Genomic DNA, 19233 nt, shown 5'->3' with positions numbered 1-19233 from the left:
GATTCGCCGCCGATTTGAGCTCCTGCTCCCCGCGCGGCGAACACGGCAAACAGTACCGTCACCGCGTTCAGATGGCTCATGGGCCCTGGCACCCCACGCCGCCGGGGCGGAAATTCGCACCCCTTCGATGCTTCCCGGCTTTCGCTTCCTGTTTGCCGCGATCCTGCTGTCAACCTCCATCCTGGTGTTCGGCCTGGGCGCCGCCGCGCTGCTACGCGCGAGCCACGAGCAGTATGTCAGCAACCCGTCCTGGCGGAACGGCCCGCAGGAGCAGATGTTCGCGCAAGCTTCCGAGCCTGCCCAGCCGGTGCTCGCGGTCCTCCGCGCCGAGCCGGAGGTCACGGCCGAACCCGAGCCGTCGATCCGCGACCAGGTGCCGACCATTGGACTGCCCGCCACCGATCCGGAGCAGGTCGCCGCGCTGACCGAGGCTGACGTCCTGACGCAGGCCGCTGCGCCTCCGGCGGAAGCGGCGGCTGTCGAGCCGGCCAAGTCCGAGACCACGGCGGACGCCACTGCGCCAGCCCCGGCCGACACGCTCACCCCAGCCGACGCGACGGCCTCGATTCCCGACGCCAAGCCGGACGTTACGCCTGCCGCTGTCGCGACCGCCAGCGAGCCGGCACCGGTCGATCCCAGTGCCGCCCTCGCCTCCTCGGCGCCCGACGTCGCTTCAAGCAAGCTGGCCGCGCTGAACGATCCGGCGACGACGGCCGTGAAGGACGCGCCGGCGAAGGCCAAGGTCGATAGCAAGCCCGAGAGCAAGGCCGACGACAAGGCGACCAAGCGCAAGGCGAAGGCGAAGAAGCCGCACCGCGTGGTGCGGCGCCCGCCGCCTCAGCAATTGCAGCAGCAGCTCGATCCGTTCGGTCAGCAGCAACCGGCCTTCGCGACGACGACCGCGCGCACGCGCTGAGGCGCCTTCCTTGCGGCCCTGCAATCGTTTCGAACATCGTCATGCCCGGGCTTGTCCCGGGCATCCACGTTCTTTGTGCCGCGCCTCAAGACGTGGATGGCCGGGTCAAGCCCGGCCATGACGATGTGGAAATAGCGAGGCTACGCCGGACCGGTCGCGATGGCCGGGCCGCCCTCCTGGCCCCATTCCGACCAGGAGCCGTCATAGAGCGCGGTGTCGGTGATCCCCAGGCGGTAGAGCGCAAGCGTCAGCACGCCGGCGGAGACGCCGGAGCCGCAGCTCGTGACGATCGGCGCATCGAGCTTGACGCCGGCGCCCGTGAAGGCGGCGCGCAGCTCCTCGAGCGGCTTCATCGTGCCGGTCGCGGCGTCGAACAGCAGATTATACGGCACGTTGCGGGCGCCCGGGATGTGGCCGGAGCGGATGCCCGGACGCGGCTCGGGCGCGCGGCCCTCGAAACGGTCGGCGGCGCGCGCGTCGATCACCTGCTCGGCACGGCTTTCGACATTGGCGATGAGCTGCTGCATGCTGCGCACGCGCTTCGGGTCGAAGCTCGCCTTGAACGTCGCCGGCTTCGGCTTCACCTCGCCGCTCTCCACAGGGCGCCCCTCGGCGCGCCATTTCTTCAGGCCGCCATTGAGGATGCGCACGTTGTCGTGGCCGAACGCCAGGAACATCCACCACGCGCGCGGCGCGGCGACCCAGCCGCCGGCATCGTAGAGCACGACGGTGTCGCTATTGCCGATGCCGAGATTGCCGACGTCGCGGCCGAACTGCTCGGCGCTCGGATACATGTGCGGCAGCGGGTTGGAATGGTCCGACACCGCATCGACGTCGAAGAACACAGCGCCCGGCAGGTGCGCGGCGAGATAATCGTCCTTTGGCAGCGGCAGCACGCCGGGCAGCTTGAAGCTGGCGTCGAGGATCTTGACGTTGGCCTCGCCGATATGGGCGGCGAGCCATTCGGTGGAGACGAGGGGGTCGGTGGCGGTCATTCGCTATTTCCTTGTCATTCCGGGGCGTGCGCAGCACGAACCCGGAATCCATCGTGCGGCAGTGTCGGTCGATGAATGGATTCCGGGCTCGCCCTTCGGGCGCCCCGGAATGACGGTGAGAGAGAGGCCCTCACCCCTTCTTCTTCGGCTCCCACTTCTCCGTCGGGCCGCCGGCATCGCGCCAGGCGGCGTAGCCGCCGGCGATGTGGGCGACGGGCTTGAGGCCCATGTCCTGCGCGGTCTTGGCGGCGAGCGCGGAGCGCAGGCCGCCGGCGCAGTGGAAGACGAACTTCTTGTCCTCCTGGAAGATCGGCTTGGCGTAGGGGCTCTGCGGATCGATCCAGAATTCGAGCATGCCGCGGGTGCAGGCGAAGGCGCCGGGAATGCGGCCGTCGCGCTCGATCTCGCGGGGGTCGCGGATGTCGACGATGACGACGTCGCCGTTCTTCGATATCTCGATGGCGTCCTTGGCGGTGAGCGTCTCGATCTCGGCATTGGCCTCGTCGATCAGCGCCTTGATGCCGCGGGTGATGTTTTGGGGCATGTGGTTCTCCCTTCTCGTTGTCATTCCGGGGCGATGCGCAGCATCGAGCCCGGAATCCATTCATCTACACGGACTGTGGCCCGATGGATTCCGGGCTCGCGACTTCGTCGCGCCCCGGAATGACGACGGGAGACATCAGTGCGTCAATTCCTTCATCGCAGCTTCCAGCCCCTCGATCGTGATCGGATACATCCGGCCCGCGAAGATGCGCTTAATGATGGTAGTGGATTCCGAATAGTCCCAGTGCTTCTGCTGCACAGGGTTCAGCCACACCGCATGCGGATAGGTGCGGATGATTCGGTCGAGCCAGACCGAGCCGGGCTCCTCGTTGACGTGCTCGACCGAGCCGCCGGGCACCATGATCTCGTAAGGCGACATCGAGGCGTCGCCGACGAACACGATCTTGTAGTCGTGCGGGTATTTGTGCAGCACGTCCCAGGTCGGCGTGCGGTCGGTGAAGCGGCGCTTGTTCTGCTTCCACACGCCTTCATAGAGGCAATTGTGGAAGTAGAAATATTCCATGTGCTTGAACTCGCTCTTCGCCGCCGAGAACAGCTCCTCGACCTGCTCGATATGCATGTCCATGGAGCCGCCGATGTCGAAGAACACCAGGAGCTTCACCGCATTGCGCCGCTCGGGGCGCATGTGGACGTCGAGATAGCCGTGATTGGCGGTCTCGCGGATCGTGGTGTCGAGATCGAGCTCGTCCGGCGCGCCGGTGCGCGCGAATTTGCGCAGCCGGCGCAGCGCCACCTTGATGTTGCGGATGCCGAGCTCGACATTGCCGTCGAGGTCTTTGAACTCGCGCTTGTCCCACACCTTCACGGCGCGGTTGTTGCGGTTCTTCTCCTGGCCGATGCGCACGCCTTCGGGATTGTAGCCGTGGGCGCCGAACGGCGAGGTGCCGGCGGTGCCGATCCACTTCGAGCCGCCCTGGTGCCGGCCCTTCTGCTCCTCTAGCCGCTTCTTCAGGGTCTCCATGAGCTTGTCCCAGCCCATGGCCTCGATCTGCTTCTTCTCTTCTTCCGTCAGGTATTTCTCGGCGAGCTTCTTCAGCCATTCCTCGGGGATCTCCGCCTTCTCCATGGCATCCAGGAGATTCTCGAGCCCCTTGAACACCGTGCCGAAGACGCGGTCGAACTTGTCGAGATTGCGCTCGTCCTTCACCAGCGAGGCGCGCGACAGGTAATAGAAGTTCTCGACCGTGTAGTCCGCAAGGTCGGCGTCGAGCGCCTCCATCAGCGTGAGGTATTCGCGCAGCGTCACAGGGACCTGCGCGTCGCGCAGAGAGGTGAAGAATTGCAGGAACATGAGTGACAGATTGCCCGTCGGGGGGCGAACGTCAAGGGGCGCTCCACCTCTCCCCGCTGGGGAGAGGTGAGCCGCGCCGATGGATCGAGCGATTCAGCGTGGACCCGGATGCTTTTTGCTCTAGAATTGGCGTCCTCACGGGGTTGTTTTGGGGACGTATGCAATGGGAATTCTCGCAGCGCTCATTATCGGCGCGATCGCAGGCTGGCTCGCGGGCAAGATTGTCCACGGGGCGGGATTTGGGCTGGTCGGCAACATCGTCGTCGGCATCATCGGCGCGCTGGTTGCGAGCTGGGTGCTGCCCCAGCTCCACATCCAGCTCGCCTCCGGCACGGTCGGCGCCATCGTGGACGCCACCATCGGCGCGGTGATTGTGCTCGTCATCCTTTCGCTGATAAAACGGGTCTGAAAGCCTGACCGAACCAGGAACGGCCGCCATGTGCGGCCGTTCGCTTGTCGTGACCAAGGCAACGAATTGGCATTGCCTCACGACGACGACCAACAAGGACGCGCGATGAAATTTACCGGCACCAAGGACTATGTTGCGACCGACGATCTCAAGGTGGCCGTCAACGCCTCGATCGTGCTGGAGCGCCCGCTGCTCATCAAGGGCGAGCCCGGCACCGGCAAGACGGTGCTGGCGGAGGAAGTGGCGAAGGCGCTGAACGCGCCGCTGCTGACCTGGCACATCAAGTCCACCACCAAGGCGCAGCAGGGCCTCTACGAATACGACGCGGTGTCGCGCCTGCGCGACAGCCAGCTGGGCGATGCGCGCGTCTCCGACATCAGGAACTACATCAAGCGCGGCAAGCTGTGGGAGGCCTTCACCGCCGAGCAGCGCCCGGTGCTCCTGATCGACGAGATCGACAAGGCCGACATCGAATTCCCCAACGACCTCTTGCTCGAGCTCGACCGCATGGAATTCCATGTCTACGAGACCGGCGAGACGATCAAGGCCAAGCAGCGCCCGATCATGATGATCACCTCCAACAACGAGAAGGAACTGCCGGACGCCTTCCTGCGCCGCTGCTTCTTCCACTACATCAAGTTCCCCGACGCCGACACGATGGGCCGCATCGTCGACGTCCACTTCCCCGGCATCAAGAAGCGCCTCGTCGAGGAAGCGCTGCGCATCTTCTTCGAGGTACGCGAGGTGCCCGGCCTGAAGAAGAAGCCGTCGACCTCGGAGCTGCTGGACTGGCTCAAGCTGCTGCTCAACGAGGACATGAGCGTCGAGCAGCTGCGCGAGCGCGACCCGCGCAAGCTGATCCCGCCGCTGCACGGCGCGCTGCTCAAGAACGAGCAGGACGTGCATCTGTTCGAGCGGCTGGCGTTTTTGAGCCGACGGGAAGTGTAGGCGGGCGTTCGCGTTCCGCCGCTAGTCCCGTCATCCTGAGGTGCGAGCGGCGCGATGCAGAGCATCGCGCCGGGAGCCTCGAAGGATGAACGGCCAAGATGCCACAGGGGCCGTCGCCCTTCGAGGCTCGCCGAAGAGGCGAGCGCCTCAGGGTGACGGGGAGAGACAAGCGCTCGCGGCCTCCACACTCGCATCCTGGTCGCAGACACGCCTTCGCAGCCTCGCGGCGCATTTCGCCCGAGCTTTGCTCTCATTCCTCGCCCCAAAAGAAAGAGGGCGCAGGGAAGGCCGGGTGCTGACAACGCACCCGCGGTCTGCTGCGCAAGACGCACACGCAAGACAAACCGCACAGCAGCATACAGGTGGTGCCAATCACTCGGCCTTCCCTGCGCGATGGTCGGACGGCTTATGCCGTGCTCTCCCGGGAGCCGAACTTTCCTTCTGGCCTCCCTCGCCGCTCGAATTGACGATGCCGTCCACCCGGTTGGGCTCGCGCGCATCTTCGATACGGCTTGACCGTAGCAACGACGGCCAGGACCACACGGTTTTGCCGTACGCGCACAGCGCCGTTCGTCTGCACGCGGCCGCGGACTCACAGGGACTACCCGCCCTGCCCGCTACTATCTCGTGCCGACGCTGCCGCGTCCACCGCAACCCGGCCCGCGTTTCGAACGACTCGCGAACCGCCCCTCTTCCTCGGGCCGGGCTGTTTCGGGTTATGCCGCAATTCCGAATTTCGGTAAAGTGGAATATTTTCGCGCGGAGGGGTTGACTGCCGAGCGACACAGCAAGCTTGTAGGGTGGGCAAAGGCGCTTGCGCCGTGCCCACCACCTCTACAATATCGCAACAGCTCGTAGGATGGGCAGAGCGCAGCGAAACCCATCATCTTACCACGCTCGCCAAGGCGCGATGGGTTTCGCTGCGCTCTACCCATCCTACGGCTGCATCAATTGCGCTCTCCGAATTGGGCATCGTCGTCGCATTGCGACAGATCGCCAGCCCAATCTGGCGGGTAAATACCGAGCTCCACGTGGCGATGGAAGGATGACGGCGCCCAATCGCGGACGCGATTGACCAGTCCGTGCTTGACGGGATTGATGTGCACGTAATCGATATGCCGGGCGTAATCTTCCTCGTTGCGGATTGTGTGTTCCCAGTAGCGGCGCTGCCAGATGCCGCGCTCGCCTTTGGCGGCCCGGCTCGGCGATACTGGTTCGACGTCGTCGAGACTGCGAGAAAAGGCGGATTTGATCTGCCTCCATCGCATTGCGAAATCCGCATCGCCGTTCGGCATCGTCCAAACCGTGTGAAGGTGCTCGGGCAGCACCACGATCGCATCGATTGTGAAGGGGTGACGCCGGCGGGTTTGGCGAAAGGCGGCGCGCAGCAGATCGACATGCGCGGTCAGCAATGAGAGATTTCGATCCGCCAGGTTGACGGTGAAGAAGTAACTTCCGCCGGGGACGAAGTTGCGCCGATAGGAGGTCATGCCGCACCGTAGCACAACTCAAGATCGAGTTCATGCGGCTTGTAGGATGGGTAGAGCGCAGCGAAACCCATCATCGTTCAGCACTCGCCGAAGCACGATGGGTTTCGCTGCGCTCTACCCATCCTACGAGATGTCACGCCACCGCCGTGTCCGGAATCCTTGCGGCTTCCATCGGTGCCTTGCCGCGGATCAGATCCGAGGCGCGGTCGGCGATCATCATGGTCGATGCGTTTAAGTTCGCCGAGATCATGCGCGGCATCACAGAGGCATCAATGACGCGCAGGCCCTCGAGACCATGGACGCGGAGCTGGTCGTCGACCACCGCCCAGGTCGAGTCCGCCGGGCCCATGCGGCAGGTGCAGCCGGGGTGGAAGGTGGTGGTGCCGCGCTCGGTGGCGGCGTGCAGGAATTCGTCGTCGGTGTTGACGTTGGGGCCGGGGAAATCCTCGTAGGCGTAATAGGGGGAGAGCGGCGCGGATTTCAGCAGGCGCCGTGCCAGCTTCATGCCGCCGACGATGACGCGGCGGTCGAGCTCGGCGTCGAGATAGTTGGTCTGGATGATCGGCGGCGCGAACGGATCGTTCGAGCGGATGCGGACATAGCCGCGGCTCTCCGGACGCTGCTGCCAGGACGCCACGGTCATGCCGGGCTCGTCCTCGAGCTGGCCCTGCACGCCTTCCTTGTAGGACGCCGGCGTGAAGGTGAGCTGGAGATCGGAGCTCTCCGCGCTCTCGCCGGAGTGCCAGAAGCAATAGACCATGGTCGGCGACAGCGAGAGCAGGCCGCGGCGCGCGGTGGCCCATTTCAGCGCCTCGATCCACAGCGAGAAGCCGCGGCGAAGCTCGTTGATGGTCTTGATGTCTTTTACGCGCGCCACCGTGCGCGGCGCGTAGTGATCCTGAAGGCCTTCGCCGACGGGAAGCGCGTGACGCACGGCGATGCCGTGCTGCTGCAGCAGATCGGGCGAGCCGATGCCGGAGAGCTGCAGGAGCTGCGGCGAATTATAGGTGCCGCCGGACAGGATCACCTCCTTGTTGGCGCGCACCTCCACCGGTGTGCCGCCGCGGCCGCCCTTCATGTAGCGCACGCCGACGGCGCGCTTGCCTTCGAAGATGATCTCGGTTGCGTGCGCATGGGTGCGCACATGCACGTTCGGCCGCTTCATCGCCGGCTTCAGGAACGCGGTCGAGCCGGAGACGCGCAGGCCCCTCTCGATGGTGCGCTGGCAGTAGGAGACGCCTTCCTGGGTCTTGCCGTTGTAATCGGGGTTGCGGGGAATGCCGAGCGAGACCGCGCCTTCCATGAAGGCTTCGCAGAGCGGATCGCGCCAGTCCATGGTGGTGACGGTGAGGCTACCCTCGCGGCCACGATAGGTGTCCTCGCCTTCGCCGACGCGCTTCTCCAGCCGGCGGAAGTAAGGCAGCACGTCGGCATAGCCCCAGCCGCGATTGCCCATCTGCGCCCAGGTGTCGAAATCCATGCGCTGGCCGCGATTGTAGATGTGGCCGTTGATCGAGGACGAGCCGCCGAGCGTCTTGCCGCGCGGCGCATAGATGCTGCGCCCGCCGGTCCAGGGCCCCGGCTCCTGCTGGTAGGCCCAGTTGATGCTCTTCATGTGGAAAGTCTTGATGAACCCCGCCGGCAGATGGATGTAGGGATGCCAGTCGGAAGGCCCGGCCTCGAGCACGCAGACGCTGACGTTCGGGTCTTCGCTGAGCCGGCTGGTGAGCACGCAACCGGCGGAGCCCGCGCCGATGATCACATAATCAAATCTATCCATGGTGGCGTCCTTAGCGCGCGATGATTGCCGAATGGATGGTGCCGGCCACGAGCTCGCTCCAACCTCGCCCGCTTGCGGGGGAGGTCGGCGCGTAGCGCCGGGTGGGGGCTCTCTCCACGCGGAGAGTCCCACCGCGGAGGCACCCCCTCCCCAACCCTCCCCCGCAAGCGGGAGAGGGAGCGCAGTGCGACCGCGGATGCACCGAACCAATCACGCTCATGACTAGCGCGGCTTGTCGTTGAGTTGAAATTCCAGATGCGCCTGCACCGTCGGCCATTCGGCGGCGGTGATGCTGTAGACCACGGTATCGCGCAGCGTCCCGTTCGGCGCGATCTGGTGACTGCGCAAAATGCCGTCCTGCTTGGCGCCGAGACGCTCGATGGCGCGGCGGCTCTGATGGTTGAAGAAATGCGTACGGAACTCGACCGCGATGCAGCTCAGCGCCTCGAAGGCGTGCCGGAGCAAGAGCAGCTTGCACTGCGTGTTGAGCGGGCCGCGCTGTGCGCTCTTGCCATACCAGGTCGAGCCGATCTCGACGCGGCGGTTGGCGGCATCGATGTTCATGTACGTTGTCATGCCGACGATGTTGCCGGCGGCATCGAACACGGTGAAGGGCAGCATCGAGCCCGCGGACTGGAGCCCCAGGCGGCGGTCGATCTCCTTGCCCATGTTCTCCGGCAGCGGGATCGCGGTGTACCAGAGCTTCGAAAGCTCGCCGTCCTTGACGGCCTCGACCAGCCCCGCGCGATGATCATGCGACAGCGGCTCGAGACGGGCGTGCTGTCCGCGCAGGGTGACGGGATCGGGCCAGGGCATTTGTATAGGTCCTCATGGTTGTCATTCCGGGGCGGTCCGCAGGACCGAACCCGGAATCTCGAGATCCCGGGTTCGGCTCTTCGAGCCGCCCCGGGATGACGATGGCGTACTACGCCATCGTCACTTATTCAAAAAATTCAACGGCAATCCGCCGCGCGGCCAGTCCATGGCGACCAACTCGCCCTTGCCTGACAGCGTGATGTAGGCGGTCTTCAGCTCGGGGCCGCCGAAGGCGATGTTGGTGGTGACGCGGTCGCCGGTCGGGACCTGCTCCACCAGCGTGCCGTCGGGCGCGATCACCGAAATGCAGCCGGAAACGAGCGTGGCGACGCAGACATTGCCGCCAGCCTCCACCGCGAGCGAGTCGAACATCTGGTAGCCGCCGAGGCCGCAGATCGGCTTGCCCCGCTCGCCGCGATAGATCGGATCGCGCGGCTTCAGCGTGCCGGGCGCGGAGAGCTCGTAGGCCCAGAGCCGGCCGGTCGGCGTCTCCGCGATGTAGACGGTATTCTCATCCGGCGACAGACCGATGCCGTTCGCCGGCAGGATGCCGTGCACGATCTCGACGAGCTCGGTCATGCCGGGCTTGAGATAATACATGCCGCCGACGTCCATCTCGCGCGCGCGGCGCTTGCCGAGATCGGAGAACCACAGGCCGCCCTGCTTGTCGAACACCAGATCATTCGGCCCGCGCAGATCGTGCGCGCCGCATCTGGTCACCACGGTCTCGACCTTGCCGGATTGCAGATCGACGCGCTGGATCGAGCCGCCGAGATAATCGTCCGGCTGCGGGCCCGGCATGATCATGTTGCGGGTCGGGATCCAGGAGAAGCCGCCATTGTTGCAGATGTAGATCTTGCCGTCGGGGCCGAGCGCGGCGCCGTTCGGGCCGCCGGGAATCTTCGCGACGATCTCCTTGCGGCCGTCGGGATGGACGCGGGTCAGGCGCTGGCCGCGGATTTCCACCAGCACCACCGAGCCGTCCGGCATCACGACCGGCCCTTCGGGAAATTCGAGGTCGGTGGCGAGAACGCGGACGTCAGGCATTGTGAGACCCTCCCGGCTTGTTATGACTTGCACGGGATGTCCGGCACGGCTCCACACGCAAGCTTTGCCTGCGGTTATGGCAAAGTCGCCGCGGCTTGCCAAGCAAGCGGGACGGTATGCCAGCGTTGCGGAAGATCTACTCCCTCACCGGGAGCCAGATCTCGAAGCCGCCATTGCCGGTTATGGGATCGAAGGCCTCGCCGTAGCGCTCGAAGTTCGGCGCGTCCGCGGCCTCAAGACCCGATGCCGGCAGCCACTGATTCCAGATCGTGTTGACGGTGCGTCGGATGGAGGCGACGTGATCGGTATGGGTGAACACCGCATAACGCTGCTCGGGAATGCGGATGCGACCGAAGCGTCGCGGCAGGTCGGAGAAATCGGCGACCTCGACGCCGGCGATGTAGTCGAAATTGCCGGCATCGTCGCCATTGCAGCAGACGCCGTATGCGACTTGGTCTTTCCCTTGGCCGACACGTGCGGCAATGTCGGCGACCTCCTGATGGAAGCGCCGCCACAGGCCCGGGATCATGGCGCCGTTGTCGCAGGAGATGCGCTCGGCTGGACCGGCGACGAGGAAGGCTTTTGCGGTTTCGAAACGCGGCGGGGCGAGATGGTCGAGCATGGTGGAATCCATGAGGATCGGCTCCTGAAGCTTGAGGTGGCTGGCGCACGTTGCCGCCCTCACCGCTTCGGGTGTGGCACCGAACTGGTCGCGGAACGCGCGGGTGAATGCTTCGTGCGAGCCGTAATCCGCCTCCAGCGCCAGCGACAGGATGTCGGGCGCGCCGTTCGCGAGGCTGCGCGCGGCCTCCGTCAGCCGGCGGGCGCGCACGTAACGGATCACCGGAAGACCCGTGGCTGCGGCAAACGCCCGCACGATGTGGAACCGCGACACGCCCGAGACCGCGGCGATGTCATCCAGCGTCATCGGCTCGGCCAGATGACTCTCGATATACCAGAGCGCGCGCTGCGCTGGATTCATGGCGGCTCAACCCTCGTTCGAAGCGCGGCCATGATGCGCATGCCGTCGGCCGCTCCGCTTGATCGGCATTGCTGTCCCGGCATGAGGATAGACCGGGAATGGCCACTGGCAACGCCCGGCGGTTCACGGTTACATTTCCCAGGGAACCGCTCACCAGAAAGCACGGAGGAACCGCGTCATGGAAATCACCGATGTGCGGGCGCACCATATCCGCATCCCCTATGACGCCGGTGTCGCCAGCTTCCGCCAGGGCGCCTCCGCAATCACCGCCCTCGACATGGTGCTGGTCGAGGTCTTGACCGATGCGGGACTGACCGGCTGGGGCGACGCTTTCGCCTATGTCTGCCCGCGCACCACGCGCAGCGCGGTCGAGGAGATGATCGCACCGCAGGCCCGCGGGCTGAAGGTGCCGGATGCCGCCGGTATCCCCGCCGTCATGGAGCAGATCCAGCGCAACCTGCATCTGTTCGGCCGCTACGGCATCACCATGTTCGCGATCTCGGGGCTCGACATCGCGCTGTGGGACCTTGCCGCCAAGATCGAGGGCGTGCCGGTGCATCGCCTGCTCGGCGAGACCAGGCGCACGGCCATTCCGGCTTACGCGAGCCTGCTGCGGATCGGTACGCCCGACAACATCGCCGCCGAATGCCGGAAGGCGCTCGCACTCGGCTATGGTGCGATCAAGCTGCACGAGACCACGGCGCCGGCGGTGTTCGCCGCACGCGAGGCGATCGGACCAGGCATTCCGCTGATGGTCGACATGAACTGCCCGCTCACGGCCGCGCAGGCGATCGCGTTTGCGCAGACGTGCCGCGACGCGCGGCCGATGTTTCTGGAGGAGCCGGTCTGGCCGCCGGAGGACTTTGCCGCGCTGGCCGAGGTCCGCAGCAAAGGCGGGCTCGACATCGCCGCCGGCGAGAATGCCTGCACGGACTATCAATTCCGCCAGATGATGGAGGCGGGCGCGGTGAGCCACGCCCAGCCCTCGGTGACCAAGGTCGGCGGCATCACGGAATTTGTGAAGGTCGCGGCGCTGGCCGATCGGCGCGGCGTCAAGATCGTGCCGCACTCCCCGTATTTCGGGCCGGGTCTGCTCGCGACGCTGCATCTGCTGGCGACACGCGACGACGGGCTCGTGGAGATGTTTCATCTCAAGCGCGAGGCCTGCCTCTGGGGCGGCCGTGCGGATGCCGATGCTACCGGCCACGTCGCGGTGCCCTCGGGACCCGGGCTCGGCTACGAGCCCGACCCCGGCGTGATGGAGCGCTATCGCGTGACGTGATGGCCACGCTTATTTCGCGGCGTCCTTGGCCGGCGGCACGTCCTGCTTCTTCTTCAGATCCTCGGCCGTCTTCGCCTGGGCGGCCTGGAGATCGAGAAGCGTCTTCTGCAGGCCGGCGAGGTTCGTCTTCAGCGCGTCGATCTGACGGTTGGCGGCGTCCAGCTTCTGCTGATGATCGAGATTGAGCTTGGTGATCGTCTTCTGCAGGAAGTCGACATTGCTCTGCAGGCAGGAGGTGCGCCGCTCCATGGTCTTCTCGACCGTGCAGATCTCGATGCCGGGCACGTCCTGCGCGTGCACCGGCGCATGCGCTAGCGTTGCGAGCAGCAATATCGCGAAACAAATGCCGGCACCTCGAAGCAGCATGAAAAGTTCCTCGTCCGATCGATCACGGCAATGTGCGCTTTTTGCGCATAGCCGGCAAAGGCTACCACACTCGTACCGCATTCTCGCGTTGAGCTTGCGCCGTTCCCTCGGACGGGGAACGATGATCCGCACGCGGAAGAAGTGGGCGCTCTTTCCGCGGCTTTGTTTAGGGGAGATTTTCGGAATGGCAACGCGCGATAGACGACTGGCGGAATTCGACGGCGCCGGAGAACCGCCGCCGGGCCTGGCGCTCGAAGTGCTGTGCGAGGACCATAGCGGAACGTATCAATTGCCGTTCGCCTGTCGCTATGTCGAGGGACGCTGGCAGAACCACGAAGCCGGCATTGCGGTCGAGGCCACCGTCATCGGCTGGCGCCTGCCGCGCGTGAAGCAGCGCGGGGCCGCCTGAAACCTATATCTGTTCCAAAATGCAACGGCGCCGCGCTCCGCTTTAACGAACGGAACGCGGCCCGAACGAATCGCGTCCGAATCAGCCGGTTGGCCGTGTACGCAGCTGTTCACGGCTAGATGTCGATGCAGCTGTGCAGGTGCGTACAATATCTGTGCGGCGGGCGAACGGCCTCGGCCGCGCGGGAGCGCCAAAGGTTAATCCTGACAAGGGTATAGCCGGCTCAGGCCGACCCGTCCGGTACCGCCCCCGAAACAGGCAAGGCCGTGCATGCCTGCCTAATATTCGACCTCAAGCTCCTCGATCTCGGCGGGCTCCTCCCGCGCCGCTGCGATCCATTCCTGCATCTCGGGCATCGCCATGATGGTGTCGGCATAGGCCTTCAGCCGCGGCTCCAGCTTGACGTCGTAGGTGACGAAGCGCGTCACCACGGGCGCGTACATCGCATCCGCCATGGTGCGCTGCGCGCCGAACAGGAAGGGGCCGCCCGACCGCTCCAGGCAGTCGCGCCAGATCGACGAGACGCGGTCGATATCGGCCTGCGCACGCGACCAGATCTTGAAGCCGGGAAAACGTCCCTTCAGATTCACCGGCAGCGAGGCGCGCAGCGTGGTGAAGCCGGAATGGATTTCGCCGCAGATCGAGCGGCAATGGGCGCGCTGGATGCGGTCATCGGGCAACAGGCCGGCCGACGGCATCACCTCGTTGAGATATTCGGCGATCGCCAGCGTATCCCAGACCACGGCGCCCTCGTGCCGCAGGCACGGCACCAGGATCGACGAGGACAGCAACAGGATCTCCGCGCGCGCCGACGGATCGTCCGGCGCGGTGACGATCTCCTCGAAATCGAGCCCGGAGAATTTCGCCAGCAACCAGCCGCGCAGCGACCAGGACGAATAATTCTTGCTGCTGATGGTCAGTGTCGCCTTTGCCATATGGCCCCTTCCCTGATCCCGCCTCTCCGCCGGCTCGCGGACGTGCCCCGTGCCTGCCGTGAGGTGAACAGCAAGCGACGTGCCAATTTTGCGGGCGGTCCGGCCGCCGGTTTGGCGTCGTTATTGCATGGCACCGCGGGACGGGTGGGCGTTCAGTTATGATGTCGATGAATTATCAGGCCTTTCAGAACCATATGGACCTGACGGCGCCGTGGCGCGCGGGGGCCTCGTCCGCGCTCAGGTTTCTCAATCTGGTGCCGCAGGGCATGTCGGATCAGCTCGTTGGCCGGCTCTCGGCCGCGCTGGAGCTGATCTCGCGCTCGACCCTGACGTATCACCGGCCGGCCTACGGCATCGAGCGCGTGATGGTGGGAAATCGCGAAGTGGCCGTCGCCGAGGAGATCGCCTACGCGACGCCGTTCGGCTCGCTGCTGCACTTCAAGAAGGACGGCGTCGCCGAGCAGCCGCGCATGCTGCTGGTGGCGCCGATGTCCGGCCATTTCGCCACGCTCTTGCGCGGCACGGTGCAGACGCTGCTGCAGGACCACGACGTCTACATCACCGACTGGCACAATCCGCGCGACATTCCGCGCAGCGAAGGCCGCTTCGGGCTCGACGACTACACCGAGCATCTGATCGACTTCCTAGGCCAGCTCGGGCCGCGCCCGCACATGGTCGCGATCTGCCAGCCCTCGGTCTCGGCGCTCGCGGCCGCCGCGATCATGTGCGAGGACAACCATCCCTCGCGCCCGGCGACGCTGACGCTGATGGCCGGCCCGATCGACACGCGGATCCAGCCGACCCGGGTCAACGACTTCGCCAAGAGCAAGCCGATCGAATGGTTCGAGCGCAACCTGATCAACTACGTGCCGGTGCAATGCCGCGGCGCCCTGCGCAAGGTCTATCCCGGCTTCGTGCAGCTCACCGCCTTCGTCTCGATGAATCTGGAGCGCCACATCAAGCAGCATCTCGATCTCGCCAACCACATCGCCAAGGGCGAGAAGGACAAGGCCGCGACCATCAAGACGTTCTACGACGAATATTTCGCCGTGATGGATCTGCCGGCCGAGTTCTACATCGAGACCGTGCGCGACGTGTTCCAGGAGCACCTGTTGCCGCTGGGCAGGCTGATGCATCGCGGCCGTCCCGTGAACACCAGGGCGGTCAGCCGCATGGGGCTGATGACGGTCGAGGGCGAGAAGGACGACATCTGCTCGATCGGCCAGACGCTCGCCGCGCAAGACCTCTGCACCGGCGTGCGCGCCTATCGGCGCGTCCACCACATGCAGGCCGGCGTCGGCCATTACGGCGTGTTCTCGGGCCGGCGCTGGAACAACGAGATCTATCCGCTCTTGCGGGATTTCGTGCACGTCAATTCGTGAGCGTCATCCCCTGCCCCAAGACGCCCGGCCAGGGGAAGCGTCACGTGCCTCATCCGCCTGCGTGAGCAGCTCCCTGGCTTCAACCAACTCCGGAAGATTTCGCTCCGCCTCGAATTCAGTGAGCACGGGATCGAGCACCCGGGATATCGCATCCGCTCGGCCATTTGTCTTGTGCAGCCGTGCAAGTTCGAGCGCGCTGCGCAGCTCGAAAGTCCTGGCCTGCTGGTGTCGCGCGATTTCCAGCGCTCGCGCGAGGGCGTCTTCGGCACTGGGTTCGTCCGAAGGATCATGGCGCGACAAGAGTTTACCGCGGACACGATGCAGCTCGGCATCAAGCCAATGCTGGCCGGACTGGCCTGTCCCGGCGATCAATTCGTCCAGGATGTCCAGCCCGGTCTCGATTTCGCCCAGCTCCGCATTCGCGACAGCGACATGCATCCCCCAAAACGGTTCGCAGAGATAGCAATCGTTCTCGCGCAGCGAGGTCCAGCCGTGACGCATGTCCGCCAGTCCAGCCATTCGGTCGCCGGCACGCCACTTGGCCAGGCCATTCAGGTAGGTGCCCGCGGCCACATATAGCGGCATCGTGTGGTCGCGCGCGAGACCGAGCGCCAGGATCGTCTCTGTTTGCTGCAACATGCCCCCGCATACCCCGTCGAACACTGCGCGATGAACCAGCGCGTTGGCCTGGGACAGCGCTCGTTTTTCTGCCGGAGCACCCACCGCTTCCGCGGCGAGCTCGCGCGCACGAGCGGTGCTGCCCAGCGGCCAGAGCACCAGGGCAAGAAATCTCATGATCACGAACGGCAGATCCAGCGCCGAAGCCCTGAAGGTCGCGGGATCCGGCTCGGCACCATAGATCGCCAGCGCCCGCTCGAGATGCGTTCTCGCATTCAAGTAATCGCCGGCGAACCAGCAGGTGACGCCGCTCGCCCAATGAGCAACGACGGCGGCCACCGGCGAGTCCGGTCGTCGGTCAGCGGCGCTCCTGATGGCGTCCGCCAGCTCCCGCATCGGAGCGAGTTCGCCCTGCGTCAGGCAGGCATTGAAGAGTCCCGAATGCACCGGCGCCAGCTCAACGGGATCATCGATGTCGGCTGCGAACTGGCGCGCACGCGTCCATGCCGCGACCGTTTCGGGAGCACTATGACCGAGGCTGCCCCTGAGTGCACGACCATATGCGATTTGAAGATGCAGCCTGCTCATCATCCGGCGCGGCTCGTCAGGCAACTGATCGGCGATCGCAATGGCCTTGCCGAGATGCGCGATCGCCTCGGAATAGGCCGAGCGTTTCAGTGCCTGCTGGCCCGCCTTGCGCCACCATTCGAGGGCGGCCTCGCTCAGCCCCGCCTCAGTGAAGTGATGCGCCAGGACTTCCGGCTCGGTCTCGGCAACGGCTGGAAAGTTCTCGCGCAGGATCTCGCCAATTCGCGTGTGAAGCACCTGCCGTTTGCTCTTGAGCAGGCTCTCGTAGGCCGCTTCCTGAACGAGGGCGTGCTTGAAACTATAATTTGCCTCGGGCGGAGTCCCACGGCGCAAGAGCAATTCGGCCTCTTCAAGCTGTGCCAGCGCAGCGCTCAGGGTCAGATCATCGCGTCCTGCCACGGTCTTCAGCAGCGCGTACGAAAAGTCGCGGCCGATGGCCGCGCCTATCTGTGCCACCTCCTTGACCGGAGCGAGCCGGTCGAGCCGCGCCATCAGCGAATCCTGCAGCGTGGCGGGGATGGCAAGCGGCGGCAGCGGACTGTTCAGCCGGTAGCGTCCGGCATCCTCGACGAGCAAGCCGGACTCCAGCACCATCTTGGTCAATTCCTCGACGAACAGCGGGATGCCATCGGTCTTGTCGATGATCTGCTTCATCATCTCGCGTGGCAGCTGGCGGCCGACGACCACCTGCTCCACCAGCGCGCGCGTGTCCTGCCGGTCGAGCCGGTCGAGCCGCAACAGACTGACGTTGGCAAGGCCCGACCAGGAGGGCTCGAACTCCGGCCGGGATGTCATGAGCACAAGTATCGGCAGGGCCCTGATCCGATCGACCGCGAGATCGAACAGTTCGAGCGTCGTGGCATCGGCCCAATGCATGTCCTCGCAGATGAGCAGCAGAGGCTGGCCTCGCGCCAATCCCTCAAGCTGATCGAGAAGAGCGGCAAACGTCTGTCTCCGCTGCTGCGCCGGGCTCAAGCCGAGGGGCGGGTAATGGTCGCCAATGGGAATCGAAAGCAGAGCCGCGATCAGCGGGGTTGCTCGGGCGACCTGCTGGGTTCCCAGCGCCAGCATGGCCTCGAGCTTGCCGAGCTTCTGTTCCGGCGTGTCGTGCAAGCAAATTCCGGCGGCGCGCTCGAGCTGCGCGACAAAGGGATGAAGTGCGCTGTTGGTGTGATAAGGCGAACACTGATACCGCACCCGACGGTGTGTCCCCAGCGAGGGGCTTTCGGACAATGTTGCCACGATGCGCGACTTGCCGATGCCCGCTTCGCCGGAAATCAATACGATCTGGCCCAAGCCCTGCCATGCCTCCCGCTGGCGCGAGAGAATGAATTCGATCTCGTCCTTGCGGCCGACAAAGCCGATCGAGCGCGCGGCGCGGACCGCCTCGAAGCGGCTCTCCGATGCGCTCGCTCCTTCCACCGCCCAGACCGCGATGGGCTCGCTTATCCCCTTGACCTCGCGGCGGCCGAGATTGCGGAAGGTGAAGAGGTCGCCAAGCAGCCGGCGTGTCGATGAAGCAACGACGACCGCCCCCGGCTCCGCCAGACTCTGAAGCCGCGCAGCGAGGTTTGGCGCATCGCCGATGGTCGCGTGTTCCTCTGACGCATCTCCGCTGATGAGGTCGCCGACCACCACGAGCCCGGTCGCAATTGCGATCCGAAGTTCAACCCGTTCGCCCGCGCCTGTCTTGAGCTGGCAGATCGCAGCGATGATATCGAGGCCCGCTCGCACTGCGCGCTCCGCATCATCTTCGTGGGCGCGCGGATAACCGAAGTAGACGAGGATTCCGTCACCGACGAACCTGGCTATCCTGCCGTCATAAGCGGCGATGACGCGCGCGCATGCGACGCGGTAGGCACGGATCACTTCCCACAGATCCTCGGGATCGAGACGCGCTGAGAGTGCAGTGGATCCGACCAGATCGCAAAACATAACGGTGAGGTGGCGCCGCTCGGCGTCGTGAGGAGGAGACGGCGACGCGATCAACGCGGCTGGATCGAGCTCGGCAATGGCACGCAGCATCTTGCGGCGATGACCGAGCAGGACCCCGAGCTTGTCGAAGTCCTCGTCCATCAGTTCGGGGAGGATGCCCACGTCGATGCCATTCTGGGCAAAACGCTCCGCGTATTGCCCAAGCCCCAGCTTCTCGAGCCACTCCGCAATCTGCATGGCTCCCACCGATCTTATGACTGGCAGTTAGCAGAATTCTGGACCACGGCCGCGCGGGAGAATATCCCAACGCCGCAATGATGGCACGTCTTGTTTGTTGCGCGAAAATCTAGGTTACTCAGTACCGGTACGGTTTCGATCGGGATACTGCTCGATACGAACGGGCTGCGCTACCAAACATCGCTGGCGCGCAGCGTTGGACAGCAGAGGTTGCGATGAGTCGTCATTGCTCATTCCAGACCT

17 protein-coding genes are annotated in these 19233 nt (G+C 65.0%); 6 read left to right on the top strand and 11 right to left on the bottom strand.

Features of this window, described 5'->3' with window-relative positions:
* The first annotated feature begins 127 nt into the window (after positions 1-127).
* Positions 128-916 carry a hypothetical protein gene (locus AC066S_RS21955; protein ID WP_126255194.1) on the top strand — a complete coding sequence of 263 codons (789 nt, stop codon included), beginning with the start codon at positions 128-130 and terminating at the stop codon, positions 914-916.
* Between the two features lie 140 nt (positions 917-1056).
* Here AC066S_RS21955 and sseA read toward each other — a convergent pair whose 3' ends face one another.
* The 3 genes from sseA to AC066S_RS21940 all read right to left on the bottom strand — a co-directional run bounded on the left by sseA (position 1057) and on the right by AC066S_RS21940 (position 3766).
* Entirely contained in the window at positions 1057-1911 is an 855-nt protein-coding gene (sseA, locus tag AC066S_RS21950) for a 3-mercaptopyruvate sulfurtransferase (RefSeq protein ID WP_126255193.1), read from the bottom strand.
* Between the two features lie 130 nt (positions 1912-2041).
* Complete coding sequence (locus AC066S_RS21945) at positions 2042-2455, bottom strand: rhodanese-like domain-containing protein (protein ID WP_135162775.1); 414 nt, start codon at positions 2453-2455, stop codon at positions 2042-2044.
* A 135-nt stretch (positions 2456-2590) separates the two neighbouring features.
* Complete coding sequence (locus AC066S_RS21940; RefSeq protein WP_126255192.1) at positions 2591-3766, bottom strand: vWA domain-containing protein; 1176 nt, start codon at positions 3764-3766, stop codon at positions 2591-2593.
* 163 nt (positions 3767-3929) lie between these two features.
* Between AC066S_RS21940 and AC066S_RS21935 the strand changes: the two genes are divergently transcribed.
* Entirely contained in the window at positions 3930-4175 is a 246-nt protein-coding gene (locus AC066S_RS21935) for a GlsB/YeaQ/YmgE family stress response membrane protein (RefSeq protein ID WP_126255191.1), read from the top strand.
* A 105-nt stretch (positions 4176-4280) separates the two neighbouring features.
* A complete protein-coding gene (locus AC066S_RS21930) occupies positions 4281-5123 on the top strand; it encodes an AAA family ATPase (protein WP_028152332.1) in 843 nt (280 codons plus the stop codon).
* Positions 5124-6070: 947 nt separating this feature from the next.
* On the opposite strand, the gene AC066S_RS21925 is transcribed toward AC066S_RS21930, so the two are convergent.
* The 5 genes from AC066S_RS21925 to AC066S_RS21905 form a co-directional block, all read right to left on the bottom strand.
* Positions 6071-6613 carry an REP-associated tyrosine transposase gene (locus AC066S_RS21925; protein ID WP_478270593.1) on the bottom strand — a complete coding sequence of 181 codons (543 nt, stop codon included), beginning with the start codon at positions 6611-6613 and terminating at the stop codon, positions 6071-6073.
* 133 nt (positions 6614-6746) lie between these two features.
* Complete coding sequence (locus tag AC066S_RS21920) at positions 6747-8393, bottom strand: GMC family oxidoreductase (RefSeq protein ID WP_478270592.1); 1647 nt, start codon at positions 8391-8393, stop codon at positions 6747-6749.
* A gap of 222 nt (positions 8394-8615) precedes the next feature.
* Positions 8616-9209: a GNAT family N-acetyltransferase gene (locus tag AC066S_RS21915; protein WP_126255186.1), complete on the bottom strand. Its 594-nt coding sequence runs from the start codon at positions 9207-9209 to the stop codon at positions 8616-8618.
* Positions 9210-9329: 120 nt separating this feature from the next.
* The gene (locus AC066S_RS21910; protein WP_478270591.1) at positions 9330-10256 is read right to left on the bottom strand and encodes an SMP-30/gluconolactonase/LRE family protein; all 927 of its coding nucleotides are present in this window, start codon (positions 10254-10256) and stop codon (positions 9330-9332) included.
* 136 nt (positions 10257-10392) lie between these two features.
* Complete coding sequence (locus AC066S_RS21905) at positions 10393-11238, bottom strand: AraC family transcriptional regulator (RefSeq protein ID WP_126255184.1); 846 nt, start codon at positions 11236-11238, stop codon at positions 10393-10395.
* Positions 11239-11416: 178 nt separating this feature from the next.
* On the opposite strand from AC066S_RS21905, the gene AC066S_RS21900 reads away from it, so the two are divergent.
* On the top strand, positions 11417-12520 hold the full coding sequence (locus tag AC066S_RS21900; protein WP_478270590.1) for a mandelate racemase/muconate lactonizing enzyme family protein: 1104 nt from the start codon (positions 11417-11419) through the stop codon (positions 12518-12520).
* Positions 12521-12529: 9 nt separating this feature from the next.
* On the opposite strand, the gene AC066S_RS21895 is transcribed toward AC066S_RS21900, so the two are convergent.
* Positions 12530-12886 carry a coiled-coil domain-containing protein gene (locus AC066S_RS21895; RefSeq protein WP_135168642.1) on the bottom strand — a complete coding sequence of 119 codons (357 nt, stop codon included), beginning with the start codon at positions 12884-12886 and terminating at the stop codon, positions 12530-12532.
* Positions 12887-13070: 184 nt separating this feature from the next.
* On the opposite strand from AC066S_RS21895, the gene AC066S_RS21890 reads away from it, so the two are divergent.
* Complete coding sequence (locus AC066S_RS21890) at positions 13071-13295, top strand: hypothetical protein (RefSeq protein ID WP_028138161.1); 225 nt, start codon at positions 13071-13073, stop codon at positions 13293-13295.
* 278 nt (positions 13296-13573) lie between these two features.
* Here the strand turns inward: AC066S_RS21890 and AC066S_RS21885 are convergent, their stop codons facing one another.
* A complete protein-coding gene (locus AC066S_RS21885; protein WP_478270589.1) occupies positions 13574-14230 on the bottom strand; it encodes a glutathione S-transferase family protein in 657 nt (218 codons plus the stop codon).
* 158 nt (positions 14231-14388) lie between these two features.
* On the opposite strand from AC066S_RS21885, the gene AC066S_RS21880 reads away from it, so the two are divergent.
* Positions 14389-15612 (top strand): polyhydroxyalkanoate depolymerase, encoded by a 1224-nt coding sequence (locus tag AC066S_RS21880; RefSeq protein WP_478270588.1) that lies wholly within the window; start codon positions 14389-14391, stop codon positions 15610-15612.
* Between the two features lie 3 nt (positions 15613-15615).
* Here the strand turns inward: AC066S_RS21880 and AC066S_RS21875 are convergent, their stop codons facing one another.
* Positions 15616-18990 (bottom strand): adenylate/guanylate cyclase domain-containing protein, encoded by a 3375-nt coding sequence (locus tag AC066S_RS21875; protein WP_478270587.1) that lies wholly within the window; start codon positions 18988-18990, stop codon positions 15616-15618.
* Positions 18991-19233 lie beyond the last annotated feature (243 nt).

It is taken from the genome of Bradyrhizobium sp. CFUWI, from assembly GCF_056429085.1.
Note: the sequence above shows the minus strand (reverse complement) of the source record. Positions and strands in the feature narration are given on the sequence as shown.